The following is a 23,576-nucleotide window of genomic DNA, read 5'->3' on the forward strand; positions in this document are numbered from 1 at the left end:
TCGGGCTGACACCGCCGAAGATCCGCCTGAACCAGAGAGCCATGGAACATCCCCTGCGACGAAAGGCCAGCGGCCGGCCAGCCTCTGACCAGAACATTTCGTGATCAGACGCCACCCGCGTCAAGGGAAAGAGACGGCATTCATGACGTTTACAACGGTTGATCCCGGCCGCAGCCTCAGAACTCAACGCCCGCCTGCGCCTTCACGCCGTCGCGGAAGGGGTGCTTGATCATGGTCATTTCGGTCACCAGATCGGCGGCCTCGATCAGCGCATCGGGGGCGTTGCGGCCGGTGGCGATGACATGGGTGTCCGGGTGGCGGCGCGACAGGCCCTCGACCACCTCTTCGACCGGCAGATAGCCATAGCGGAGCACGATGTTGATCTCGTCCATCAGCACCATGCGATAAGACGGATCGGCCAGCATTTCCAGCGTCGCATCCCAGGCGGCGCGGGCGGCGGCGATGTCGCGGGCGCGGTCCTGGGTTTCCCAGGTGAAGCCTTCGCCAAGTGCCTTGATCGTCACCTGGTCGGGGAAGCGCTCCAGCACCGTGCGCTCGCCGGTGTCCCAGGCGCCCTTGACGTACTGGACGATCCCCACCTTGAAGCCGTGGCCGATCGCGCGCAGCACCATGCCGAAGGCGGCGGTCGACTTGCCCTTGCCCTTGCCGGTATGGACGATCAGCAGCCCCTTCTCGATGGTCTTGCCGGCGACGATCTTGTCGCGCACCGCCTTCTTCTTCGCCATCTTCTCTGCATGGCGGCGGTCCTGATCCTCGGACAGTGCGTCGGCAGCGGTGGGGGCAGCGGTGGCGGCGGGGGTCTCGGAAGCCTCGGTCACGGGGTGGTCTCCCTGATGGCGCGCGCCTCGGCGCGAAGTTGGACGAGTTCGTCCTGAACGGCATTGCGGGCGGGCTGCCAGAGCCCGCGCTCGATCGCCTCGGCAAAGCGGGCGGCCATCTCGTCCAGCGCCGGCCGGTTGGCCCCGGCGATGAAATCGCGCACCCGCAGATCGCCCAGATAGGCGTCGTAGAGCTGATCGAAATGATGGCCCTTCACCGCATCGGTGGTGGCGGCGAAGGCGAAGAGATAGTCGACCGTCGCCGCCATCTCGAAGGCGCCCTTGTAGCCATGGCGCATCACGCCCTCGATCCATTTCGGGTTGGCGGCGCGACCGCGCACCACCCGGCCGATTTCGGCACCCAGGCTGCGGATCACCGGCAGTTCGGGCCGGCTGTGATCCGGGTGCCAGACCACGGGCGCCTTGCCCGACAGCGCCTCCACCGCCGCAGCCGCGCCGCCTTCGAACTGGTAGTAGTCGTCGCTGTCGAGCAGATCATGCTCGCGATTGTCCTGGTTCTGGACCACCGCATCGGCGCGCGACAGCGCCGCCTCGAACAGCGCCTTCGCCCCCTCACCCTCGGCGCCGGCACCATAGGCATGGCCGCCCCAGGTGAGATAGGCCTCGGCCAGATCGGCCCGGCCGGACCAGCCGCCCTCGTCGATCAGCGCCTGAAGCCCGGCGCCATAGGCTCCGGGGGCTGAGCCGAACACCCGGAAGCCGGCTGCACGCCGGGCAAGGTCGGGTTCCATGCCGTCGGCCACAAAGCCCGCGGCCTGGTCGCGCATCGCGGCCGCGATCGGGTTGGTCTCGTCACCTTCGTCGTCGAGCGCCGCGACCGCGCGCACCGCACTGTCGAAGAGGTCGATCTGGGCCGGGAAGGCATCGCGGAAGAAGCCCGAGACGCGCAGCACGACATCCACCCGCGGCCGCCCCAGAACCCCCGCCGGCAGCACTTCGAAGCCGATCACCCGGCCCGAGGCGTCGTCCCAGCGCGGCCGGGCCCCGATCAGGGCCAGCGCCTGGGCGATGTCGTCGCCGCCGGTGCGCATATTGGCGGTGCCCCAGGCGGTCAGCACCATCCGCCGCGGCCAGTCGCCCTGTTCCTGAACATGGGCATCGACCAGCATGCCGGCCGATTTCCAGCCCAGCGCCCAGGCGGCCGGCGTGGGCAGTGCCCGGCTGTCGACCGAGAAGAAATTGCGCCCGGTGGGCAGAACCTCGGGCCGGCCGCGGGTCGGTGCCCCCGAGGGGCCCGGGGGCACGAACCGGCCGTCGAGCCCGGCGAGCAGCGCGGCCATCTCGGCGCCCCCGCAGGCATCGAGCGCGGGGCCGATCACCGTCTCCGCCGTCTTCAGCACGGCCGCGGTGTCGGTCCAGGCGGGATCGCAGGCGATCTCTCCCGCCACCAGCGCCCGCGCCAGGGTCTCCAGCCGCTCGACCGTATCGCCCAGGCTGCGCCAGCCGGCAGAGGGGCCCAGCACCGCCGGACGCGGCCCCGTCCAGGGGGCGGCGAAATCGCGCGACAGCGGGTCGAAGCCCTCGGCCATCAGCCCCAGATCGCGGGCAAGCGCCCGCAGGATCGAGGCATCGCCGCCCTCGCCCGCATGGCGGGGGCTGCGCAGAATGGCGACCAGCAGATCCAGGCGCCGGGCCGCATCGGGGCTTTCGCCGAAGATGTGCAGCCCGTCGCGGATCTGAAGTTCCTTCAGGTCGCAGAGATGGGCGTCGATCCGGGCCAGCGCCGCCTCTTCGGCCATGCCGGTTTCCACGCCGCAATCCCGGTCGAGCCCCAGCCTCGCCGCCTCGGCGACGATGCCGCGGCCAAGCTCGGGCAGGCGGCGCGGATCCATGCCCGCCGCCTCGTAATATTCATCGACCAGCGCCTCCAGCCGGCCGAGCGGGCCATAGGTGCCGGCGCGGGTCAGCGGCGGGGTCAGATGGTCGACCACCACCGCGCCGATCCGGCGCTTGGCCTGCGCGCCCTCGCCCGGATCATTGACGATGAAGGGATAGAGATTGGGCACGGGACCCAGCACCGCCTCGGGCAGGCAATCGGCCGACAGCGCCAGCGCCTTGCCCGGCAGCCATTCCAGATTGCCGTGCTTGCCGACATGGACGATGGCATGGGCGCCGAAATTCCGCCGCGCCCAGCCATAAAAGGCGACATAGCCATGGGGCGGCGGCAATGCCGGGTCGTGATAGCTCTCGGACGGATCGATGTTGTAGCCGCGGGCCGGCTGTACCGCGACCGCCACCTTGCCGAAGAGGTGCACCGGCAGCCGGAAGGCGCCCTCGGCCACGAAGGGGTCGGCCTCGGGCGCGCCCCAGCGATCCCCGATCCGGGCAGCCGCACCGGGTGACAGCGTCTCGAAATGTGACCGGTAGCTGTCGATGCTCCAGGCGACGCCGCCCTGGCGATCGCGGGTCAGATCATTGGTCGGCCCCGCCAGCAGGCGGGCCATCAGCGCGGCACCGTCGGTGGGCGCATCGCCGGTGTCATAGCCGGCATCCTTCAGCGCCGCCAGGATCCGGGCCACGCTCTCGGGCGTGTCGAGCCCGACGCCGTTGCCCAGCCGGCCATCGCGGTTGGGATAATTGGCGATGACCAGCAGCACCCGGCGATCGGCCGCCGCCGTGCGCGCAAGCCGCACCCAGGCGGCGGCAAGCTCTGCCACATGATCGATCCGGTCGGGCCGGGGTGCCTGAACCAGGATCGGGCATTCGGTCGCCTCGTCCCAGCGCGCCTCGGCCTTGAAGGCGACGGCGCGGGTCAGCACCCGGCCGTCGATTTCGGGCAGGGCCACATGCATGGCCAGGTCCGACGGGCCCAGCCCCCGGCTGCTGCCGGCCCAGGCCGCCTCGGACGCGCCGGACAGCACCACCTGCAGAACGGGGCCGGGCAGGCCGTCGAAGGGGGTGCGCGCCGCGCCCCGGCCATTGGCATCGCCCAGCGCGAAAGCGGTGGTGTTCAGCACGATCGCGGCCTTCGCCCGCTCCAGCGCCGCGCGCACGAAAGCGGCCGCTGCCGGGTCTTTCAGACTTTGGGCGTGGACCATCAGCGGTGCCAGACCGCAGGCCTCCAGCCCCGAGGCCAGCGCCTCCACCGCCGCCGTCTGGCCGCCGAGCGCCAGAGAGCGGTAGAAGACGATCGCCGCCACCGGTCGGCCGCCGGCCACCAGGGCGTCGATGCGCGCCAGATCCGCCCCGGTCAGCCCGGCATCGGCCGGGACGGCGCCGGTGGTCGCCGGATGCAGCCCCGCCGGCGGCAGCCGGACAGGTGCGGGACCGGGCACATCCCGCCGACCCAGCAGATGCTGCGCATGGATCAGCAGCCCGGCGGCATTGTCGATGCCATAGCCGTTGAAATAGGCCCAGATCAGCGCCCGTTCCCGCGCCGAGACGGTCGACAGGCCGTCGAGCGAACTGTCGGGCCGATCGTCGCCGGGAATGACCACCAAAGCGATGGCGCGGCTGCGGGCCAGCGCCGTCAACCGCTCCAGCCCATAGGACCAGTAGGCGGCGCCGCCCAGCAGGCGCACGATCACCAGCCGGGCGCGGGCCAACGTGCGGTCGACCCAGAGGTCGACCGACATCGGGTGCTTCAGCCGCTGAAGGTTGACCAGCCGGAGATCAGGCGCATCGGCGCCCAGCCGGGCCTTCGCGGCCGAAAGACAGGCGAGTTCGGTATCCGCAGCCGTGACCACGACCATCTCCGCCGGGCTCTGGCGGAGGTCGATCGCCTCGTCGCCATCGTCGATCCGGCCGGGTTCGGCTGCAAGCAGATGCATGACGCCGATACCCTCAGCTCGCCGGACGGCCGCCGAGGGCTTCGGCCACCGCGGCGGGATCCAGCCCCTGGGCCCCGATCACCACCAGGCGCGAGCGGCGTGCCTCGCCCGGCTGCCAGGGCCGGTCGAACTGCTGCTGCAGCCGCGGGCCCACGCCCTGAACCAGCAGGCGCATGGCCTTGCCCGGCACGGCCACGAAGCCCTTCACGCGATAGATCGGGTGCGCCTCGACCGCGGCCCCGATGCGGCCCGGCAGGGCCTCGTGATCCACGCCCTCCGGCAGTTCGACCACGAAGCTCGCAAAGGCGTCGTGGCCGTGCTCTTCCTCGCTTTCGCCGTCGTGATGGCTGGGGCGGGCGGCAAGATCGTCCTCGACCGCAGCCCCCAGGCCCAGCAGCACGGCCGGGTCGACCATGCCGCGCGCCGCCTCCACCACCCGGGTGGCGGGGCGGAGTTCCGGCGCGATCGCGGCCCGGGCCCGGGCCATACCGTCGGCATCCAGCATGTCGGCCTTGGTCACCACCACCATATCGGCGCAGGCCAGCTGATCCTCGAACAGCTCATCGACCTCGGCCTCGTGGTCGAGGGTCTGATCGGCGGCGCGCTGACGGTCCAGCGCCTCGGGGTCGTTAGCGACGCGGCCCTCGGCCAGGGCGGCGCCGTCGACCACCGCGATCACGCCGTCGACGGTGGCGCGGGTCTTCACCCCCGGCCAGGCGAAAGCCTGAACCAGCGGTTTGGGCAGGGCCAGGCCGCTGGTTTCGATGATGATGTGATCGGGCCGCGGCTCGCGGGCGAGCAGGGCTTCCATGGTCGGCAGGAAGTCGTCGGCGACGGTGCAGCAGATGCAGCCATTCGCCAGCTCAATCACGTTTTCATCCGGGCACGTGTCTATTCCGCAACCCTTTAGCAGGTCACCGTCGATGCCGACATCGCCGAATTCGTTGACGATCAGGGCCAGGCGACGGCCGCCGGCATTCTCGATCAGATGCCGGATCAGCGTGGTCTTGCCCGCGCCCAGGAAGCCGGTGACGATCGTCGCAGGTATTTTCGCCCGGGTGCTCATGCGCGCCTCGCGTTGGTTCGATCCGATCGCGGCAACGGTAGAGGCCGAATGGCCGCGTCGTCAATCCACTCTCTGACAGCCGGTCCGGGCTGCGAAATCACGTTGCACGCGCCGGATCGGGCCGCTAGCATCGTGCCCGCACGTGGTGCCACCCCGATCCAGGCGGAGGGGGTGGAGAATTGGGAAAGCGGTACGCGGAAGGCTCATAGCCCCGCAAAGCCGCTGCTGCCCCCGCAACGGTGTGGAAGCTTAAAGGCCGTCGAAACCACTGGGTCGGAAGACCTGGGAAGGGACGGCCCCCGGTCCGGATCTCCGGTCCGGCTTCCGAGCCCGGATACCAGCCCGTGACATGACCGGCAGGCCGCGGTGGGCGGTGAGCGCTGATCCCAAGGGGGTAGCCTTCCGGGCCGTGTTCCGGCCGCCATCTGCCCCCGTTCCGGATCCGTTTACAGACCAGTCTAGCTGCGGTCGTTGTCCCGTTCCGTCGACGAGGATGCGACCCTGTTTATGCGTTTGACCTATTGGATTCAGGGGCTTGCAGCCCTGCCACCCCTTCTCGCCGCAGGCCTTGCCGGCGCGGCGGAAACCCACCTCGCCCCCCTGGCGGTCGAAGCGCCGGGCATCGAGGAGACGGCGACGTCAGACCTCGCCCGCCTGGGCTGGGAGATGGAGGTGGTGACCCGCGCCCAGATCGAGCGGGCCGGCCCCTCGGCCGACGTCACCCGGGTGCTGCAGCGCTATGTGCCGGGGCTCTACGTCGCGCCCAAGAACGGCCCCTTCGACTACGGCACCTATTCGCTGCGCGGCTCCAGATCGGCGGATATCCTGATCCTGCTCGACGGGGTACGGCTCAACAACCGGCTCTATGGCGGGCTCTACATCGACACGATATCGACCGCCGCGATCGAGCGGATCGAGGTCGTGAAAGGCGCCCAGGGGCTGATCTTCGGCACTGAGGCGGTCGCCGGCGTGATCAACATCGTCACCCGGCGGGTGACCGGCGACGATCCGGAGGGCGCGATCACGGCCGGGCTCGCCAGCGACGGCGCCCGCCATCTCGACGGCCGGGTCGGCGACCGCTTCCCGAACGCGCTCGGTGCCCTGGATCTGATGGTGTTCGGCTCCCACGACCAGAGCAACGGGTATATCCCCTATCGCAGCGAGGACATCGACGCCACGGTCAGCGACCGCCGCCGGTCCTATCGCGTCGCCAATCTGGGCTTTCGCGCCACGCAGCATCTGGGCGATACCGCACGCGCGGATCTGTTTTACCAGTATGCCGCCGGCAAGCTGGATTTTGCCCGCCCGGTGTCGAACCACGATACCTTCAACGACCGCACCCAGCACATCGTGACCGCAAGCTTCGAGCACACGCCCTCTCAGGCTTTCGACTACGCACTGCGTGCCCATCTCAATGTCTGGGATACGGACTATACCCGGATCTACAATCAGCCCGGCGGCGGCACGACCACGGTCAATGACGGCGACTATTGGGGCTTCAAGGATTACGGGCTGAAGGCCCAGGGCCGCTGGCGCTTCGCCGGCCAGGAACTGCTCTTCGGGGCCGACAGCCAGTTCTACCGGGGCGCCGACGATGTGCTGGTCATCGGCAAGCAGACCGGTGAGGCCTATGGCCTGTTCACCCAGCTCCGGCCACATCTGGAGGCCCTGCCCGAGACCGATCTGTCGATCGGCACCCGCTACAACTGGACGGCCGACGGCGCCGAGGCCCTGGTCTGGTCGGCCAGCATCCGCCAGGGCTTCGGTCCGGCCTTCATCCGCGCGCTTGCCGGCACCTCCTTCCGCCTGCCCACCGCCGAGCAGCTCTATGCCAACGACGATTGCTGCGCCAAGGGCAATCCGGGCCTCGATCCCGAGACCAGCCGCGAGGTGGAACTGGGCGGCGGCGTCGACTTCGATCTCGGCCGCGATGCCCGCCTCACCCTGGAAGTCACGGCCTTCCGCCGCGAGATCGACGACATGATCGACGGCTCCGGCGACCGCTTCGTCAACATTTCGGAAGGCGTGCTCTCGGAAGGCGTGGAGCTTGAGGCCGGGCTCGATTTCGCCCGCGGCTGGTCGACCGGGGCCGGGGTCACTTTCGTCTCGACCGAACGTCGGGACACCGGGCTGCAGCTCGACAACATCCCGACCCGCCACGGCTTCGTCCGCATCGGCTATGAAACGCCGGATGACACGCGGGGCTTTGCGCCGGGTGACAGTTGGGGCGCCGATCTCTATGCCCGTCATGTCGGCGATGTCCGCGCGCGTGGCACAGAATATGGCGACTATGTCGTCTTCGATGCCTCGGGCTTCTATGCCTTCGGCCCGAACGGCGCTCACCGGCTGACCCTGACGGTCGAAAACCTCTTCGACCGCAACTACGCCACCGGCCGCACCACCGGCGCCTCGGGTCAGGTCGACCAGCTCGGCCGGCCGCTCACCGCGGAACTGCGCTATGGCTACAGTTTCTGAGCGATCCCCCGATCTGATCCTTCTGCTCGTCCGTCGCGGCTATGGCAGTCCGCGGCGGCTGGAGGCCCTGCGTGCCGCGGTGGCGGCGCGTCTCGCCGACGAGACCGGTTTTGCAGGGCCGGTGGTGCTGGGTTTCGCAGAACTGGCGGTGCCTTCGGTCTCGGGCGCACTGGATGGCCTGGCCGATCAAGGCCGGATCCGGGTGCTGGTGGTCGATCTGATCGTGCCCGCGGATATGAGCCTGCGGGGCTGGCTGCCCGGCGCGCTGCATGACTGGGCCAACCGCCGGGGCGTCGCACTCGACATCGCCTTTTCGGACCCGGTGGACGGCGACCCCGCCTTCGTCTCGGCGGTGGTCTCGCGGATCACCAGCGGGGCGGCGGAAGATGTCCGCCAGAGCCCCGCCACCGACAGCCGGCCGTCCTGGAACGACCCGCCGGATCATGCCTTCCATCTCTTCGCCTGCGACGGGCCACGCTGCGCCCATCGCGGATCGGGCGCCGTCTGGACGGCGATGCTGGATGCGCTGGAAGAGGCGGGGCTGCGCGGCAAGACGGCGGAGCGGGTGATGGTCACCCGCACCCGCTGCCTCTATCCCTGCAATCGCGGGCCGGTGGCGACGATCCATCCGGGCGGCTTCTGGTATGCGGTGCCCGATGCCGAGGCCGCCCGCCGGATCGCGGTCGAGCATCTGAAGAACGGCCGGCCGGTGGCCGATCTGCTGTTCCGGGAGCGGGGTGATTGAGGCGTCTGGTCGCCCTGCTCCTGCTCTGCACAGCGCTCGGGGCCGGCCCCGCCCGCGCGGCGGATGCCTGTGGCAACCCGCCCCTGCCCCAGATCCCCCCGCAGCGGGTGGTCGTGGTGCATCAGCAGGCGATCGAGATCCTGCTCGCCCTGAGCCTTGAAGACCGGATCGCCGCCGCCGGTTATCTCGATGACGCTCTGCCGCCCGATCTTCAGACCGGGTTCGACCGCATCCCCATCCGGTTCGACCGCTATCTCGCGACCGAAGCCGTCGCGGGTCTGCTGCCGGATCTCGTGCTGGGCGGCTTCGCCGCGGCCTTCGGTGCCGGCGGGCTGGGCCCGCGGGAGACCTTCGCGGGGCTCGGCATCCCGACCCATGTGCTGGCCTCGGGCTGCATGACCGCAGGCGATGATCCGGTCGCGACCGCCATCGCCGACATCCGGCAGATGGGCGCGCTGTTCGATCGGCGGCAAAGGGCCGATGCGCTCGTGGCGGAGATCGAGGCCGGGCTGGAGGCCCTGCAGCCCGGGCCGGCACTGACGGTTTTCATCTATGACGGCGGCGAGAAAGCGCCCTATACCATCGGCCGCGACGGCCTGCTCACCCGCCTGCTCGCCCGCGGCGGTGCGCGCAACGTCTTCGACGACACGCCCGGCCGCTGGGCGACGGTATCCTGGGAGGCCGTTCTGGCCCGCGACCCGGATCTGATCCTGCTGGTCGGCACCACGGCCGACCCTGCCGCCGAGAAGCGCCGACGGCTCGAAGCCGATCCGGCGCTTGCCGGTCTTCGTGCCCTTCAGACCGGGCATGTGGCGACCATCCCCTTCTCCGAAACCGTCGCCGGCATCCGCACCGGCACCGCCGCCCGCCATCTGGCCCGGATCCTGGCTGCGGCGCGCCAATCGGCCGCAGACGCACCCCTTGCCGGAGATGCCCCATCGCCCCATAACATTCCCTGAAAATGCATCTATGGAGGCCGACATGACCGCACATCCCGAAGGCGGGCCCGCCCGCCGCCAGGCACTGACCCGCGAGGTGATGGCGGCCACCGGCCTCGACGATGCGATGATCGGTCTGGTGGTCGACCGCTTCTACGATCGGGTGCGGGCCGATCCCGTGCTGGCGCCGCTCTTCGCCACCCGGCTGTCGGATGCGGATTGGGGGCCGCATCTGGCGAAGATGAAGCGCTTCTGGTCATCCCTCGCCCTGATGACCGGCGATTATCACGGCCGGCCGATGCAGGCCCATCTGCCGCTGCCGGTCTCGGGCGCCGATTTCGACCGCTGGCTCGCCCTCTTCCGCGAGACCGCCACCGACCTCTGCACACCCGCGGGCGCCGCCCTGCTGATCGACAAGGCCGAACGGGTCGCCGCCAGCCTGGAACTCGGCATCGCCGCCGGCCGCGGCCATATGCTCCGCCGGGGCGAGCGGCTGCCGGCGACAGAGGCATAGCGCCCGCCACACCCCTTATTTAAATTTTCGCGATTTTCTTTAATAAGCCCGCCGGCTGATTAAACGCCTTAAATAAGCGTGGGGCCAGCCCCCGGGCCGGAACGGCCGGGACCGGCTCAATAGACGACGTTGCGCAGGAAACGCAGCAGGCCCGGCCCCGGGTTCACATAGGCGAAGGGGCGGTCGGTGGGGAAGGCGTGGAAGTCGCCCGCCTCGACGATGCGGGTGATGCCGTCGACCTCGACATGCAGCCGGCCTTCCAGCACATAGACCATGTCCTGCCAGCCGGCAGGATCGGGGCCCGAGGCATAGCGGTCGCCGGGGCCGAGCGACCAGAGCCAGAGTTCGGCCGCCTGGGCTGCCGCGACGCCGGTCAGCAGCGTACCGCGGCTTTCAGGTGCCGCACCGGCCCAGGCGAGAGCCGCGATGCGGCCGCGATCTGCCGCCGGGTCGGGGCTGCGGACCAGATCGACGAACAGCACGGCCAGCGCCGCCGCCAGCCGGTCGAGCGTGGCGAGGCTGACATTGGCATCGCCGCGTTCGATGTTGACCAGCATCCGGCGGCTGACCCCGGCGCGCGCGGCCAGCGCTTCCTGGCTCAACCCCGCCTCCTGGCGCAGCCGGCGCAGATTGCCCGCCACATGCTCAAGGATCGGCGGCCGCTCCCCGTCTTGACTGTGCATTATATTGCCCATATCCTCCGCTCTGAGCAGTATACTACACCATGCTCCGGTCACCGGAAGCACCTCCCTCGCACCCGCCCCGCCCGAAAGCCGCTGCGCACCATGTCCTCCCGTCATCAGGGCTCGATCCTGCTGCCCGTCGGGCTGCTGCTGATCGCGATCGCCTCCATCCAGAGCGGCGCCTCGCTCGCCAAGACGCTCTTCCCCGAGATCGGGGCTCAAGGGGCGGTGACGCTCAGGCTGGTCTTCGCCGCGATGCTGCTGATGGCGGTGTTCCGGCCCTGGCGGGTGCGCTTCACCACCTCGGCGCTGAAATCCGTGGCGGTCTACGGCCTGGCGCTGGGCGGCATGAACCTGTCGTTCTATATGGCGCTGCGCACCGTACCGCTGGGCGTGGCGGTGGCGCTGGAATTCACCGGTCCGCTGGTCGTGGCGCTGGCCGGTGCCCGCCGGCCGATGGATTTCCTCTGGGTAGCGCTGGCGGTGGCGGGGCTTGTCCTGCTGCTGCCCGTAGGCGGGCTGGAAAACGGCATCGATCCGCTGGGAGCCGCCTATGCGCTGGGGGCCGGGGCCTGCTGGGCACTCTATATCCTGTTCGGCCAGAAGGCCGGCGCCACCCACGGCATGCAGACCTCGGCCTATGGCGCGCTGATCGCGGCGGCGCTGGTGATGCCCTTCGGCATCCTGCATGCCGGCACCGGCCTGCTCAACCCCACGATCCTGCCGGTGGCGCTGGTGGTGGCGGTGCTGTCGACCGCGCTGCCCTATTCGCTGGAAATGATGGCGCTGACCCGCCTGCCGACCCGCACCTTCGGCATTCTGATGAGCGTCGAGCCGGCCATGGCCGCGCTGTCGGGCCTGGTCTTCATGGGCGAGCAGCTGTCGGGCCTGCAATGGCTGGCGATCGGCGCGATCATCTCGGCCTCGGCCGGCACCACGCTGACCGCCAGGCGCGAGGCCGCCCCCGCCCCTGCCCGGGCTCAGCCTGCGACCGACTGACCGGCCGCGATCAGGTGCAGGAACGAGCCGGCGACCCGTCCGGCGCGCAAGCCCCGCGCCCCTTCGACCGCGGCCCCGGTCGCATCCTCCACCGACGACCAGAGCGGGTCGCCCCGCTCGGCGATGATGGTGGCATAGTGGAATTCATGGCCGCGCCAGAGCCTGCCCTCCAGCGGCCCTGTGACCATCCGGCCCAGGCGATAGCCGAGATGCAGCCGCCGTGCGGCAAAGCTGGTGGAAAGCCCCAGCAGCCCGGCCATCGGCCAGTCGCGGCCGTCGGCATCGGTCAGCACCTCCCCCAGCGCCATATAGCCGCCGCATTCGCCGAAGATCACCGCACCCCGGTCGCGGGCCGCGACCAGCCCGCGCACCCAGGCGCGATCGGTCGCAAGCCGGCCGGCATGCAGCTCAGGATAGCCGCCGGGCAGCCAGACGGCATCGGCCGACGGGTCAGGCGCCTGGCCCGCCAGCGGCGAGAAGGGCAGCACCTCGGCCCCGGCCGCGTGCCAGTCCGCCAGCAGATGCGGGTAGATGAAGGCAAAGGCATCGTCGCGGGCAAGGGCGATACGGCCGCCCGGCGGCGGCACCGCCGGCCCGGGTTCCGCCGCCACCAGCCGGGCACCCGGGCTCGCAGGTCGGGCCAGCGCCACCACGGCATCCAGATCGACATGGGCCGCCACCAGATCGGCCAACCGGTCAAGCAGCGCGTCGAGATCGGTGGTCTCGCGGGCCTGCACCAGCCCCAGATGGCGCGACGGCAGGGCGATATCGGCCCGGCGGGGCACGAAGCCCAGCGCCGGCACCCCCGCCTCGGCGGCAGCCGCCGCCAGCACGCGCCGATGGCCGGGGCCGCCGACCCGGTTGAAGATCACCGCCGCCACCTGAACCGCCGGATCGAAGCTGCGGAAGCCGTGGATCAGCGCCGCCGCCGATCGCGCCTGGGCCCCGGCATCGACCACCAGCAGAACCGGCAGGCTGAACATACGCGCCAGCGCCGCCGCCGACCCGTCGCCACTGGCCCCCGGCGCGGGCGCGCCGTCGAACAGCCCCATGACCCCTTCGATGGCCAGCAGCCCCGAAGGCGCCTGCGTCTCGATCAGGCGAGCCAGCCGGTCGGGGGCCATCGCCCAACCGTCGAGATTGACCGACGGACGGCCCGCGGCGACCTCGTGAAAGGCCGGATCGATATAGTCGGGGCCGATCTTGGCCGCAGCGGGTGCCAGGCCACGGCGCCGGAAGGCGCGAAGCAGGCCCAGCGTCATGGTGGTCTTGCCGCCCGAAGAGGCGGGGGCCGCCAGGATCAGCGCTGGCGGCGGGGTCACGAGGCGGCCTTGTGTCCGCGGGTGCCGAGCGGGTCGGCCTTGGGCGTGCGGCTGCCGTCCAGCACCCCCATCCAGTCGAGCGCGGCGCGCAGCCGGACCACCGGCCCCATCACCACGATCGACGGCGCTTCAAGCCCGGCCGCCACGACATCGTCATGGGCGCGGGCGAGCGTGGTTTCCAGCACCCGTTGATGGGGGGTGGTCGCCCGGCTGATCACCGCCACCGGCTCTTCTGCGTCGCGGCCACCGGCGATCAGCCGGCTCGAAATCTCGCCCAGATGCTTGAGGCCCATATAGAGCACGATCACCGGCGAGCCCTTGGCCAGCGCCGCCCAGTCGATGCTGCCGGTCACGCCGCCGGTGGTGTCGTGGCCGGTGATGAAGCTGACCACATGATTGGTGTCGCGATGGGTGACGGGAATGCCGGCATAGGCGGAGCCGCCGATCCCGGCGGTGACGCCCGGGATCACCCGGAAGGGAATACCGGCCTCGACCAATGCCAGCCCTTCTTCGCCGCCCCGGCCGAAGACGAAGGGATCGCCGCCCTTGAGCCTGAGCACCCGCAGCCCCTCACGCGCAAGCGCGATGATCCTGAGCGTGATGTCGGCCTGTTTGGGCGAGGGCCGGCCGCCGCGCTTGCCGGCATATTCAAGCCGCACATGGGGCCCGGCCAGGGCCAGGATCCGTTCATCCACCAGGGCGTCATAGACGATGACGTCGGCCGAGGCGATGGCATGGGCCGCCCCCAGCGTCAGCAGCGCCGGATCGCCAGGCCCCGCCCCCACCAGCCAGACCTGGCCGGGCGCGAAGGCAGGCAGGCCCAGCAGGCCGGGCAGCACCATGCCGGCACCACCCGGGGCCGCCCCCGGCATCTCCTTGCCCTCTGCCTCGCTCATCGCGCCATTCCTCCGTTTGTCACGGCCGGGCCCATGACCCTTCCGCCGCTTGATGATATCGTCGCGCCATGACCACGACCCGCGCCATACCGGAAACCCTGCCCGGCAATCAGACCTCCGGCCGCAAGCCGGGGGGCGGGCCGGCTGCGCCTCAGCTCCGCTCGGGCTGGACCACCGGTGCCTGCGCCACCGCGGCCACCGCCGCCGCCTTCACCGCACTCGCCACCGGCCGCTTCCCCGACCGCGTGGAGATCACCCTGCCCAAGGCCACCCTCCGCACGGGGCAACGCCCGGTTTTCGATGTCGCCGAGCGCCGGGTGGAGCCCGACGGCGCCATGACCGCGGGCATCGTCAAGGATGCCGGCGACGACCCCGACGTCACCCATGGCGCACTGATCCTGGCGACGCTGCACCCGGGGCCCCGGGGGACGGGCGTTACCTTCCGCGCCGGCGCCGGCGTCGGCACCGTCACCCGGCCCGGCCTGCCGATCCCGCCCGGGGAACCGGCGATCAACCCGGTGCCGCGGCGGATGATGACCGATACCGTGGCCGAACTCGCATCCCTGCTCGACCATCCGGGCGATGTCGTCGTCACCATCTCGGTCCCCGGCGGCGCGGCCCTTGCCGAGCGGACCTGGAACCCGCGCCTCGGCATCCTGGGCGGGATCTCGATCCTGGGGACCACCGGCGTGGTGGTGCCCTATTCCTGCGCCGCCTGGATCCATTCGATCCATCGCGGCGTCGATGTCGCCCGCGCCACCGGCCTCGACATGGTCGCCGGCTGCACCGGGTCGACCTCGGAAGCCATGCTGCGCCGGCTGCTGCCCGATCTGCCCGACCATGCCCTGATCGACATGGGCGATTTCGCGGGCGCGCTCGCCAAATATCTCCGCAGCCACCCCGTCCCCCGGCTGGTGGTGGCCGGCGGCTTCGCCAAGCTGGTCAAGCTGGCCCAGGGGGCGCTCGACCTGCATTCCAGCCGCTCGACGGTGGATTTCAGCCGTCTTGCGGGCCTTGCCGCCGGCATCGGCGCCGGGGCGGAGCTGACCGCCGCGATTGCGTCCGCCAACACCGCCAAACAGGTGCTCGACCTCTGCAGTGCCGCCGGGCTCGACATCGCCCGGCCGGTGGCCGAGGCGGCCGGAGCGACGCTCGCCGCCGCGGTCGCACCCGCCGCCGTGGCGATAGACGTGGTGGTCGCCGACCGGGCGGGCAAGCCCGTCGCCGCCACCGCCGGGATCCGGATCTGAGCCGATGGTCGAGCCGCTCAAGCTTCTGATCCTCGGCGGCACGGCCGAAGCCGCCGCCCTGGCCGAGGCCGCCACCGCCACCGGCCACGAGGTCTGGACCTCGCTCGCCGGCGCCACCCATGCACCGCGGCGCCCGCCCGGCCGGCTGGTTTCAGGCCCGCTCGGCGGCATCGACGGGTTGACCCGGCTGCTGACCGGCGAGGGCTTCGACCGGCTGGTCGATGCCACCCATCCCTTCGCCGAGACGATCTCGGCCAATGCGGTCGAGGCGGCGCTGCGCGCAGGCGTGCCGCGGATCACGCTCCGCCGTCCGCCCTGGACCGCCGGCATCGGCGACCGCTGGTACGGTGTGGCGGATCTGGCCGAGGCGCTGGAGACCCTGCCGCGCGCGGCCGCACCCGAAGACGGGCGGGTCTTCGTCGCCACCGGCCGGCGCGGGCTGAACCTGCTGGCGGCGCGGGCAGAATACAGTTTCGTGGTCCGCACGATCGAGCCGGTGGCCGTGCTGCCGCCCGGGGTCGACGTCACGCTGATCCGCGATCGCGGCCCCTTCGACCTTGCCGCCGAACGCGGCTTCTTCACCGAACACGCGGTCTCGGCGGTCATCGCCAAGAATGCCGGCGGCACCGGTGCCGAGGCCAAGATCCAGGTCGCGCGCGAATGCCACATCGCCGTGCTCATGATCGACCGTCCCCCCTCGCCGCCGGGCCTCTGGGCCAGCCGGGTCGACGAGGTGGTCGACTGGCTGGCCCGGCCGGTGGCGGAAGACCAGGCGCTCCCCCCGGTCAGCCGACCATGAGCACCAGACCAGCGGCGGCGATGCCGGCGCCGATCAGACGCTCGACCCTGGCCACCTGCAGCTTCTGCAGCCCCATGGCGATGCCGATGCCGGCCAGATGCAGCAGGCCGGTCGCCGCCAGGAAGCCCAGCGCATAAAGCGCCGCCGAGCCGTCGCCCGCCATCTCGGTGCCATGGGCATGGCCGTGGAACAGGGCGAAGACGCCGGCGATGGCCGCCGCCGCCACCGGGTTCGGGCGGAAGGCGAAGGCGATCATCAGGCCGAAGACCACGATCGAGGCGACGATGCCCAGCTCCACCCCCGGCAGGCCGATCCCGGCCATGCCGAGCGCACCGCCTGCGATCATCAGCGCCATGAAGCCGAGCGGCGCCGCCCAGATCATCCGGCCGCCGGTCTGCCCGGCCCAGAAGCCGACCGCCAGCATGGCCAGCACATGGTCGAGACCACCGATCGGATGGGCGAAGCCGCTGGCGAAACCGGCCACCTCGTGGCCGGTATGGGCGAAGGCCGGGCCGGCCACCAGGGCGGCAGCGGCGGTCAGCGGCAGGATCAGGCTGCGTCGGAACATGGGATCGTGTCTCCGTCGTCGGGGCGTCCGGTGCGGACAGGGTTTGGACAAGGCTCCTGAGGGAGCGCCAGAGTCGAGGGGGGAGGCCGGATCAGCGGAAGATGACATCGGCGTCCCCGACGCGGGGGGCAGCGCCGGCCACGGGATCGGGCAGGCTGCCCCGGGGACGTTTCGGGGCAGCACGCACCGGCCGCAGCACATGCGCATGTCCCGGATCATAAAGCGCGCTGTCGGCGAAGTCGCCGGGCTCGAAGACCCGGCCGACCAGGATCAGCGCGGTGCGGGTGATCTTCGCCGCGCGCACCCGGGCGGCGATATCGGCCAGCGTGCCGCGGATGATCATCTGGTCAGGCCAGGTCGCCCGATAGACCACCACCACCGGGCAGTCATCGCCGTAATAGGGGGCCAGCGTCCGGTGGATCTGGGGCAGGAAACGGATCGACAGATGGATGGCCAGCGTCGCCCGCGACCGACCCAGCTCTTCCAGCGTCTCGCCCTCGGGCATGGGCGACGAGGCATGGCCGGTGCGGGTCACGATCACCGTCTGCGAGATGCCGGGCAGGGTCAGCTCGCTCTGCAACGCTGCCGCGGCACCGGCGAAGGCAGGCACCCCCGGCGTCACGTCGAAGGGGATGCCCAGCGCCTTCAGCCGACGCATCTGCTCGGCCGTCGCCCCATAGATCGAGGGATCGCCGGAATGGACCCGGGCGACATCCTCGCCCCGCTCATGCGCCGCCCGCATCTCCTCCACGATCTCGTCGAGGGTGAGGGGGGCGGTGTCGATGACTCGGGCGCCCCGCGGTGCCCAGGCCACCACCTCCGCCGGCACCAGAGAGCCGGCATAGAGGCAGACCGGGGCGGCGGCGATCAGGTCGCGGCCGCGGATGGTGATCAGATCGGCCGCACCGGGGCCGGCACCGATGAAATGAACCGTCATGCCACGGCCTCCCCTGATCCGGTCCGGCCGAAACCGGCATCTGCAAAACTGTCTTCGCCGCGGCTGCCATAGCCGCGGGGGGTGTAGACCCGGGTGCCCTGCCCCAGTTCCAGCCGCCGGCTGCCCCGGGCGCCGACCATCACCAGGGTCAGCATGTCCACCGCATCGACCGCCAGCCCGTCCAGATCGGTGATCGTCACCGTCTCGTCGGGCCGGCCCAGATTGCGGGCCAGGATCACCGGGGTGGCGCCGCCGCGCGCCTCGATCAGGATCTCGCGGGCACGGGCCAGCTGATGGCGCCGGCGGCGCGAGACCGGGTTGTAGAAGGCGACCACGAAATCGCCGGCGGCCGCGGCCCGGATCCGGCGTTCGATCACCGTGAACGGCGTCATGAGATCGGACAGCGAGATGGTGCAGAAATCATGGCCGAGCGGCGCGCCCGCCCGTGCCGCCGCAGCCTGGAGCGCCGAGATGCCGGGCGAGACCTGCACCGGCACATGGGCCCAGCCGGGGCGGGGCTCGCCCAGATCCTCGCCGCGCTCGATCAGCTCGTAGACCAGCGCCGCCATGGCATAGATGCCGGCATCGCCCGAACAGACCAGAGCCACGCTCCGCCCCTCCGCCGCCAGATCGAGTGCCGCGGCGACGCGGCGTTCCTCTTCGCCCAGCTCGTAACCGTGGCGGCGCTTGCCGGCCGCCGCCGGTCCCAGCAGATCCAGATAGAGGCCATAGCCGACCAGGTCGGTCGCCTCTGCGACCATGCGGTCGACCTCGGGCGTGCGCCAGTCGGGCCGGCCGGGGCCGATGCCGACGACATAGAGCATGCCCGGCGCGCGCCCGACGTCGCCCGCCATGATCGGCGCCGGGGCGAGCGCCACCGCACAGGTCGCGCGCGGCGATTTACGCTTGGCCACGATCAGCTCCCCCGCGGGGCCCGCCGCCGCCAGGGCCGCCGCCTCGGCGACGCCCGCCACCCCCACCGTCGCCCTGACATAGTCGGACGGCGTTGCGAGCCGCGGGGTTTCCTCGGCAAGCCGTGCGGCGGGGAAGACCCGCACCGGCAGGCCGCGCGCGGCGGCGGCGGCGGCGATCCCGGCCTCGTCGGCCTTGATGTCGATGGTCGCGATCAGGGCCACGGCCCCGGGTGCCAGACCGGCACCGGCCAGGGTCTCGTCGATCAGCCCGCCGATCTCCTCGGCCCCGGCACCGCGTTCGCAGCCGATGCCGACGGCAAGGCGGGCCGGATGATAGAGCAGCCCGCCCGCCGGCACCTCCCGGAGCCGGTGATCGATCACCAGCGGCACGCCGCCCTCCGCCGCCTGCGGCAGGGGGGCAAGCCAGTCGGGAAGATCCGCCTCGACCCGCACCCAGGCCCCGGCGACCAGTGCCGCCATGGCGGGTTTCGGATCCAGCCCCGCCGCCAGCCGCCAGCCGGCCGGCGGGTCGTCGAGCGCGACGCCGAAGCGCAGATCGCCCGCGGTCGTGACGGCGGCCACCGCCCCCAGCGCCGTCGCCAGCTGTCGGGCCAGATCATTGGCGCCGTGATGGCCGCCCAGAAGCGGCACGACCGCGCTGCCGTCCTCGGCGAGTGCCAGCACCGGCGGCTCGGCCGTCTTGTCGGCCAGGACCGGGGCGAGCATGCGGATCAGCGCGCCGGCAGCCGCAATGCCCAGGATCGGCCGGCCGGCCAGGAACAGGCTGCGCAGCCCCTCAGCGACGGGGTCGAGCGGCGCGACCAGGGCGCGATCATCGGCCGCAAGCCGGGCATGGGGGCCGGTGATCACGGCGCCGGGCAGCAGTGCCTGAACCCGCCGGGCCAGCGGCAGCCCCGAAGGTCCCAGGATCAGAACGGCCGGAGCGGCGGTGGAAGGAATGTCGGTCATGCTGTCGCCTCGCCGCGCCGGTGAACCAGGATCAGGCTGAAATAGGGCGCCACCTCGTCGGGGAGGTCGGCAAGCTTCAGGATGCGCTCCCCCGGCCAGGTGGCGCGCTCGACATACCAGGCCCGGGCCAGCAGGCCGGCTTCCTCCAACACCCGGCGCAGCTTGGGCAGATGCCGGCCGACCTTGAGGAAGGCCATGCCGTCGGCCGCGGCTATCCGCGCCGCAAGCTCGGGTGCGGGCAGGGTGGCGGGGATCATCGCCAGACAGTCGGTGCGGGCGGCGAGCGGCAGGCCGATCCGCGCCGCCGCCCCGGCCATGGAGGTGATGCCCGGCACCACCTCGACCGGAAAGCGGCCCTGGAGCCGGGCGGCCAGATACATGAACGAGCCGAAGGTGAGCGGGTCGCCCTCGCACAAGAGGCCGACATCGCGGCCCTCCGCCAGATGGGCGGCGATGGCCGCGGCGCCGGCATCATAGGCAGCGGCCCCGGGGCTGCGGTCGTCGCGCATCGGCATCTCGATCTCGACCAGCACCGCCCCGGGCGCGATCAGCCCGCCTGCGATGCTGAGCGCCATCCCCCGGCCGGCGCCGGCCGCGCGGATATGGGCGATCACCCCCAGCCTGCCGAGCAGCCGGGCGGCCTTCAGCGTGATCAGCTCCGGATCGCCCGGCCCGAGGCCGAGACCAATGAGCCGGCCGGTCGTCGAACCTGCCCCGCTCATGCGCGCCGCCAGGCCCATTGGGTGACCGGCATCGCCGTCCGCCAGCCCAGATGCGGCCCGACCGGCTCGGCGCGGGCGATCTGGATGCGGGTCAGATCGCCGCCATGGCGGGCCTGAGCCTCGATCAGCGCCGCCTCTCCCGACAGCGTCACGGCATTGGCCACCAGCCGGCCGCCCGGCTTCAACAGAGTGACCAGTTGGTCGATCAGCCCCGCCTGGGCCACGGCGCCGCCCAGGAAGATCGCATCCGGAACCGGCAACCCGGCCAGCGCCTCGGGCAGATGGCCCTCGATCAGCGTCAGTCCCGGCACGCCCAGCCTGAGCGCATTGGCCCGCGCCCGATCCAGCCGGTCGGGCCGCTGTTCGATGCCGATCGCCCTGGCGGTCGGCTCGGCCCGCAGCCATTCGATCGCGACCGAACCATTGCCGGCACCCAGATCCCAGAGCAGCGCACCGGGTGCCGGCATCAGCCGGGCCAGGGTGATCGCCCGCACCTCGCGCTTGGTCAGCTGGCCGTCATGATCGAAAGCGTCGTCGTCGAGCCCGGCGAGGGTCGGCAGCCAGTCGGTCGCGGGTGCCGCCACCAGTTCGACCGCGACCGTGTTGAGATCGGCCGCCGGGCGCGGATCCCAGTCGCCGGCCGTCCCGCGGCGCAGGGCTTCGCGCGGGCCACCCAGGCATTCGAGCACGACCATCGGGCTGGCGCCGAAACCGCGTTCGGCCAGACGGGCGGCGATCGCCGCCGGGGCCGCGCCGTCGTCGGTATATATAACGAGACGCGCGCCGGGCTGAAGATGGCGGTCGAGCAGCGCCAGCGGCCGGCCGTGCAGGGTGATGATCCGCACCTCGGGCAGCGGCCAGCCCAGCCGGGCACAGACCAGGCTGGCGGCCGAGGGGGCCGGGTGCACGCAGAGCGCATCGGCCCCGAACCAGCGGGCAAGCGTGGTGCCGACACCCCAGCAGAAGGGGTCGCCGCTCGCCAGCACCACCAGCCGCCGGCCGCGCGCGGCCTCGATCGCCGGCCGCAGATCCTTGAGCGGGCTGGGCCAGGCCAGGCGCGGGCGGGGGTCGTCATCCGGCAGCATCGCCAGATGGCGATCGCCGCCGATCAGCAGCTCCGCCGCGACCACCTCGGCCCTGGCCTCGGTGCCGAGCCCGGCCAGACCGTCCTCGCCGATGCCGATCACGGTGATCCAGGGCGCTGGTGCGGTCGTCAGGCTGGCCCCGTCCATCATCCACCCTCCTCATTCGGTGCCCAGAGGGCGTTGACCGCGGCCGAGGCCATGGCACTGCCGCCCATCCGCCCCGGCAGGGTGAGGAAGGGCACGCCGCAACCGGCCTCGATCAGCGCCTGCTTGCTTTCGGCCGCCCCCACGAAGCCGACCGGAAAGGCCAGGATCGCCGCCGGGCGCGGCCCGCCGGCGGCGATGATCTCCAGCAGGCGGAACAGGGCCGTGGGCGCGTTGCCGATCGCGACCACGGCGCCGGCCAGCCGGTCGCCCAGCGCGTCGAGCGCCGCGGCCGAGCGGGTGGTGCCGTCGCGCGCCGCGATCGCCGCGGTCTCATCGCAGTCCAGCCCGCAGAGAATCTCGGTGCCGGCCGGCAGCCGGCGGCGGATGATGCCCGAGGCGACCATGCGGCAATCGGCGATCACCGGCCGCCCTGCGGCCAGCGCGGCACGGCCGGCCGTCGCCGGATCCCCCTGCCAGGCAAGTCGGGAAGCCACTTCGACCATGCCGCAGGCATGAACGACCCTGAGCGCCAGCGGCACCAGGGCCGGCGGCAGCCGGTCAAGCTCCGCCTCGGCCCGGATGATGGCGAAGGATCGGGCATAGATCTGGTCGGGCACACGCAGCCAGGCCGTGCTCATCCGCCCGAAGCCTTCTTCAGGCTGGCCGCTTCCCTGTTCAGGCTGGATGGGCCGAGCGGATGGTCGGCATGGGGATAGGGGTGGTGGTGATGGCCGTGATCATGGCCGGCCCCATGGTGGTGGTGCCCGTGGTCGTGCCCATGGGGATGATCGTGATCATGATGGTGATGATGGTCATGGGTCTGCGCAGGCCCGTGATCATGCCCCGCGGCACCGGTGCCGATGCCCTCCACATGATGGTGGTGGCTTTCCTGCGGCAGGCCGCGCTCGCCCTCGAAGCCCAGCACCTGAACGCGGTATTTGCACATCTGGCAGTTCATGTTGCCGGTGCCCTGCAGGATTTCCTGCACCCGGTCGATCATGGTTTCCACCACCTGCGGGTGGTCGCGCAGATAGCGGGCCTTCACGAATTCGATCCCGGGGAAATCGGCCGCCACCCGGTCGACGGCGTCGTAGATCCGGTTGACCAGAATGCCGGTGAACAGGAAATACGGGAACACCACGACCCGCCGGAAGCCCAGCCGCACCGCATGGCGGAGCGCCGGTTCGGTCAGCGGGAAGGTGACGCCCGAATAGGCCGTCTCGGCCCAGCCGAGGCCCAGCCCTTCCCACAGCATGCGCCCGACCTTGGCGACATTGGAATTTGCATCCGGGTCGGATGCGCCGCGGCCCACGACCACCAGCAGGGTGTCGTGGCGCGGGATGGGGTCGGTGGCCGGGCGGGCGGCGTCGGCACGGGCGATGGCCGCCTCTACCCGCTCTCCCGCCGCCTTCAGCATCCGCGGGTCGATACCCAGTTCACGGCCATAGCGGATGGTGAAGCCGGGATCGGCCCGGCCGCCGGCCATGTCGCCGCCCGACCGCACGCTTTCCTGATAGGTGTTCAGCACCGAGGGGATGTCGTTCTTGGCATGGCCGGCGGCGAACAGCATGCCCGGCACGGCCAGAACCTCGCGCACCCCCTGGGCTCGCAGCCGGTCCAGGCCGTCGCGGATGATCGGGCGGGCGAATTCCAGATAGCCGTATTCGACGGGCACCGGGGCAAAGCGGCGGCGCAGCTCTATGGCCAGCTCGGCGAATTCGTCGACCGCCCCCTGATCGCGGCTGCCATGGCCGCAGATCATCAATCCCTGACCGGCTCCAAGCCCGAACATCGCGTTCCGTCCCTCCGTCACACTGCTGTCGGTGCGGAAGCGGCCGATGGACGAGGGGCATATATATACCGAGAGGAAGCGCGCTGCGTCGGCGTCGCGTGGCAGCAGAAAACCGTAGCCGCCGG

Annotated in this window: 20 protein-coding genes and 1 riboswitch; of the genes, 7 read left to right on the forward strand and 13 right to left on the reverse strand. The window is 71.3% G+C overall.

Going from position 1 to position 23,576, the window contains the following annotated elements; translation table 11 throughout:
* Positions 1 to 176 precede the first annotated feature (176 nt).
* From cobO to cobW, 3 genes are read right to left on the reverse strand one after another with little or no spacing between them, the layout of a single operon-like run.
* Complete coding sequence (gene cobO / locus TMO_RS13905) at positions 177 to 782, reverse strand: cob(I)yrinic acid a,c-diamide adenosyltransferase (protein ID WP_041606386.1); 606 nt, start codon at positions 780 to 782, stop codon at positions 177 to 179.
* Between the two features lie 53 nt (positions 783 to 835).
* Positions 836 to 4,630, reverse strand: a complete 3,795-nt coding sequence (gene cobN, locus TMO_RS13910) for a cobaltochelatase subunit CobN (RefSeq protein WP_014746274.1) — start codon at positions 4,628 to 4,630, stop codon at positions 836 to 838.
* 13 nt (positions 4,631 to 4,643) lie between these two features.
* Positions 4,644 to 5,696 carry a cobalamin biosynthesis protein CobW gene (gene cobW, locus TMO_RS13915; protein ID WP_014746275.1) on the reverse strand — a complete coding sequence of 351 codons (1,053 nt, stop codon included), beginning with the start codon at positions 5,694 to 5,696 and terminating at the stop codon, positions 4,644 to 4,646.
* Positions 5,697 to 5,822: 126 nt separating this feature from the next.
* Positions 5,823 to 6,056: riboswitch (cobalamin riboswitch) on the forward strand.
* A gap of 147 nt (positions 6,057 to 6,203) precedes the next feature.
* Between cobW and TMO_RS13920 the strand changes: the two genes are divergently transcribed.
* The 4 genes from TMO_RS13920 to TMO_RS13935 are packed head-to-tail and all read left to right on the forward strand — an operon-like array spanning position 6,204 to position 10,368.
* Positions 6,204 to 8,171 carry a TonB-dependent receptor plug domain-containing protein gene (locus TMO_RS13920; RefSeq protein ID WP_014746276.1) on the forward strand — a complete coding sequence of 656 codons (1,968 nt, stop codon included), beginning with the start codon at positions 6,204 to 6,206 and terminating at the stop codon, positions 8,169 to 8,171.
* A complete protein-coding gene (locus TMO_RS29500; RefSeq protein ID WP_014746277.1) occupies positions 8,155 to 8,916 on the forward strand; it encodes a (2Fe-2S) ferredoxin domain-containing protein in 762 nt (253 codons plus the stop codon). Before TMO_RS13920 ends, TMO_RS29500 begins: the two co-directional genes overlap by 17 nt.
* On the forward strand, positions 8,913 to 9,875 hold the full coding sequence (locus TMO_RS13930; RefSeq protein WP_014746278.1) for an ABC transporter substrate-binding protein: 963 nt from the start codon (positions 8,913 to 8,915) through the stop codon (positions 9,873 to 9,875). Before TMO_RS29500 ends, TMO_RS13930 begins: the two co-directional genes overlap by 4 nt.
* Positions 9,876 to 9,897: 22 nt before the next feature.
* Positions 9,898 to 10,368 (forward strand): group III truncated hemoglobin, encoded by a 471-nt coding sequence (locus TMO_RS13935; RefSeq protein WP_041606397.1) that lies wholly within the window; start codon positions 9,898 to 9,900, stop codon positions 10,366 to 10,368.
* 116 nt (positions 10,369 to 10,484) lie between these two features.
* Here the strand turns inward: TMO_RS13935 and TMO_RS13940 are convergent, their stop codons facing one another.
* Complete coding sequence (locus TMO_RS13940) at positions 10,485 to 11,051, reverse strand: helix-turn-helix domain-containing protein (protein WP_014746280.1); 567 nt, start codon at positions 11,049 to 11,051, stop codon at positions 10,485 to 10,487.
* A gap of 102 nt (positions 11,052 to 11,153) precedes the next feature.
* Between TMO_RS13940 and rhtA the strand changes: the two genes are divergently transcribed.
* Positions 11,154 to 12,050, forward strand: coding sequence for a threonine/homoserine exporter RhtA (gene rhtA, locus TMO_RS13945; RefSeq protein WP_014746281.1), 897 nt, complete (start codon positions 11,154 to 11,156; stop codon positions 12,048 to 12,050).
* Here rhtA and TMO_RS13950 read toward each other — a convergent pair.
* Together TMO_RS13950 and cobA are read right to left on the reverse strand one after the other, a co-directional pair.
* Positions 12,032 to 13,372 carry a cobyrinate a,c-diamide synthase gene (locus TMO_RS13950; RefSeq protein ID WP_014746282.1) on the reverse strand — a complete coding sequence of 447 codons (1,341 nt, stop codon included), beginning with the start codon at positions 13,370 to 13,372 and terminating at the stop codon, positions 12,032 to 12,034. The genes rhtA and TMO_RS13950 overlap by 19 nt on opposite strands.
* The gene (cobA, locus tag TMO_RS13955; protein WP_041606399.1) at positions 13,369 to 14,214 is read right to left on the reverse strand and encodes a uroporphyrinogen-III C-methyltransferase; all 846 of its coding nucleotides are present in this window, start codon (positions 14,212 to 14,214) and stop codon (positions 13,369 to 13,371) included. The genes TMO_RS13950 and cobA overlap by 4 nt, the downstream gene beginning before the upstream one ends.
* Positions 14,215 to 14,336: 122 nt before the next feature.
* On the opposite strand from cobA, the gene TMO_RS13960 reads away from it, so the two are divergent.
* Together TMO_RS13960 and TMO_RS13965 are read left to right on the forward strand one after the other, a co-directional pair.
* Positions 14,337 to 15,518 carry a cobalt-precorrin-5B (C(1))-methyltransferase gene (locus TMO_RS13960; protein WP_014746284.1) on the forward strand — a complete coding sequence of 394 codons (1,182 nt, stop codon included), beginning with the start codon at positions 14,337 to 14,339 and terminating at the stop codon, positions 15,516 to 15,518.
* 4 nt (positions 15,519 to 15,522) lie between these two features.
* The gene (locus TMO_RS13965; RefSeq protein WP_014746285.1) at positions 15,523 to 16,317 is read left to right on the forward strand and encodes a cobalt-precorrin-6A reductase; all 795 of its coding nucleotides are present in this window, start codon (positions 15,523 to 15,525) and stop codon (positions 16,315 to 16,317) included.
* Here TMO_RS13965 and TMO_RS13970 read toward each other — a convergent pair.
* From TMO_RS13970 to TMO_RS14000, 7 genes are all read right to left on the reverse strand, one after another.
* Positions 16,304 to 16,885: a HupE/UreJ family protein gene (locus tag TMO_RS13970; RefSeq protein ID WP_014746286.1), complete on the reverse strand. Its 582-nt coding sequence runs from the start codon at positions 16,883 to 16,885 to the stop codon at positions 16,304 to 16,306. The genes TMO_RS13965 and TMO_RS13970 overlap by 14 nt on opposite strands.
* Positions 16,886 to 16,976: 91 nt before the next feature.
* The gene (gene cobM / locus TMO_RS13975; protein WP_014746287.1) at positions 16,977 to 17,822 is read right to left on the reverse strand and encodes a precorrin-4 C(11)-methyltransferase; all 846 of its coding nucleotides are present in this window, start codon (positions 17,820 to 17,822) and stop codon (positions 16,977 to 16,979) included.
* The gene (gene cobJ, locus TMO_RS13980) at positions 17,819 to 19,705 is read right to left on the reverse strand and encodes a precorrin-3B C(17)-methyltransferase (protein ID WP_014746288.1); all 1,887 of its coding nucleotides are present in this window, start codon (positions 19,703 to 19,705) and stop codon (positions 17,819 to 17,821) included. Before cobJ ends, cobM begins: the two co-directional genes overlap by 4 nt.
* Positions 19,702 to 20,427: a precorrin-2 C(20)-methyltransferase gene (gene cobI, locus TMO_RS13985; protein ID WP_041606407.1), complete on the reverse strand. Its 726-nt coding sequence runs from the start codon at positions 20,425 to 20,427 to the stop codon at positions 19,702 to 19,704. The genes cobJ and cobI overlap by 4 nt, the downstream gene beginning before the upstream one ends.
* Complete coding sequence (locus TMO_RS13990; RefSeq protein WP_014746290.1) at positions 20,424 to 21,662, reverse strand: bifunctional cobalt-precorrin-7 (C(5))-methyltransferase/cobalt-precorrin-6B (C(15))-methyltransferase; 1,239 nt, start codon at positions 21,660 to 21,662, stop codon at positions 20,424 to 20,426. Before TMO_RS13990 ends, cobI begins: the two co-directional genes overlap by 4 nt.
* Positions 21,659 to 22,297 (reverse strand): precorrin-8X methylmutase, encoded by a 639-nt coding sequence (locus tag TMO_RS13995; RefSeq protein ID WP_014746291.1) that lies wholly within the window; start codon positions 22,295 to 22,297, stop codon positions 21,659 to 21,661. The genes TMO_RS13990 and TMO_RS13995 overlap by 4 nt, the downstream gene beginning before the upstream one ends.
* Positions 22,294 to 23,451 (reverse strand): sirohydrochlorin chelatase, encoded by a 1,158-nt coding sequence (locus TMO_RS14000; protein WP_014746292.1) that lies wholly within the window; start codon positions 23,449 to 23,451, stop codon positions 22,294 to 22,296. The genes TMO_RS13995 and TMO_RS14000 overlap by 4 nt, the downstream gene beginning before the upstream one ends.
* Between the last annotated feature and the right edge of the window lie 125 nt (positions 23,452 to 23,576).

The sequence above is a fragment of the Tistrella mobilis KA081020-065 genome (assembly GCF_000264455.2).
Classification (GTDB): Bacteria; Pseudomonadota; Alphaproteobacteria; order Tistrellales; family Tistrellaceae; genus Tistrella; species Tistrella mobilis.

What these genes read in the sequence shown, in the direction of transcription:
- cobA (WP_041606399.1), bottom strand. Translation starts at nt 14,214, where the DNA reads ATGGTGCTGCCCGGCCTGCTGGGCCTGCCTGCCTTCGCGCCCGGCCAG.
- TMO_RS13920 (WP_014746276.1), top strand. Translation starts at nt 6,204, where the DNA reads ATGCGTTTGACCTATTGGATTCAGGGGCTTGCAGCCCTGCCACCCCTT.
- TMO_RS13960 (WP_014746284.1), top strand. Translation starts at nt 14,337, where the DNA reads ATGACCACGACCCGCGCCATACCGGAAACCCTGCCCGGCAATCAGACC.
- TMO_RS13940 (WP_014746280.1), bottom strand. Translation starts at nt 11,051, where the DNA reads ATGCACAGTCAAGACGGGGAGCGGCCGCCGATCCTTGAGCATGTGGCG.
- cobJ (WP_014746288.1), bottom strand. Translation starts at nt 19,705, where the DNA reads ATGACCGACATTCCTTCCACCGCCGCTCCGGCCGTTCTGATCCTGGGA.
- cobW (WP_014746275.1), bottom strand. Translation starts at nt 5,696, where the DNA reads ATGAGCACCCGGGCGAAAATACCTGCGACGATCGTCACCGGCTTCCTG.
- rhtA (WP_014746281.1), top strand. Translation starts at nt 11,154, where the DNA reads ATGTCCTCCCGTCATCAGGGCTCGATCCTGCTGCCCGTCGGGCTGCTG.
- TMO_RS14000 (WP_014746292.1), bottom strand. Translation starts at nt 23,451, where the DNA reads ATGTTCGGGCTTGGAGCCGGTCAGGGATTGATGATCTGCGGCCATGGC.
- cobI (WP_041606407.1), bottom strand. Translation starts at nt 20,427, where the DNA reads ATGAGCGGGGCAGGTTCGACGACCGGCCGGCTCATTGGTCTCGGCCTC.
- TMO_RS13990 (WP_014746290.1), bottom strand. Translation starts at nt 21,662, where the DNA reads ATGATGGACGGGGCCAGCCTGACGACCGCACCAGCGCCCTGGATCACC.
- cobN (WP_014746274.1), bottom strand. Translation starts at nt 4,630, where the DNA reads ATGCATCTGCTTGCAGCCGAACCCGGCCGGATCGACGATGGCGACGAG.
- cobM (WP_014746287.1), bottom strand. Translation starts at nt 17,822, where the DNA reads ATGACGGTTCATTTCATCGGTGCCGGCCCCGGTGCGGCCGATCTGATC.
- TMO_RS13965 (WP_014746285.1), top strand. Translation starts at nt 15,523, where the DNA reads ATGGTCGAGCCGCTCAAGCTTCTGATCCTCGGCGGCACGGCCGAAGCC.
- TMO_RS13970 (WP_014746286.1), bottom strand. Translation starts at nt 16,885, where the DNA reads ATGTTCCGACGCAGCCTGATCCTGCCGCTGACCGCCGCTGCCGCCCTG.
- TMO_RS13995 (WP_014746291.1), bottom strand. Translation starts at nt 22,297, where the DNA reads ATGAGCACGGCCTGGCTGCGTGTGCCCGACCAGATCTATGCCCGATCC.
- TMO_RS29500 (WP_014746277.1), top strand. Translation starts at nt 8,155, where the DNA reads ATGGCTACAGTTTCTGAGCGATCCCCCGATCTGATCCTTCTGCTCGTC.
- TMO_RS13935 (WP_041606397.1), top strand. Translation starts at nt 9,898, where the DNA reads ATGACCGCACATCCCGAAGGCGGGCCCGCCCGCCGCCAGGCACTGACC.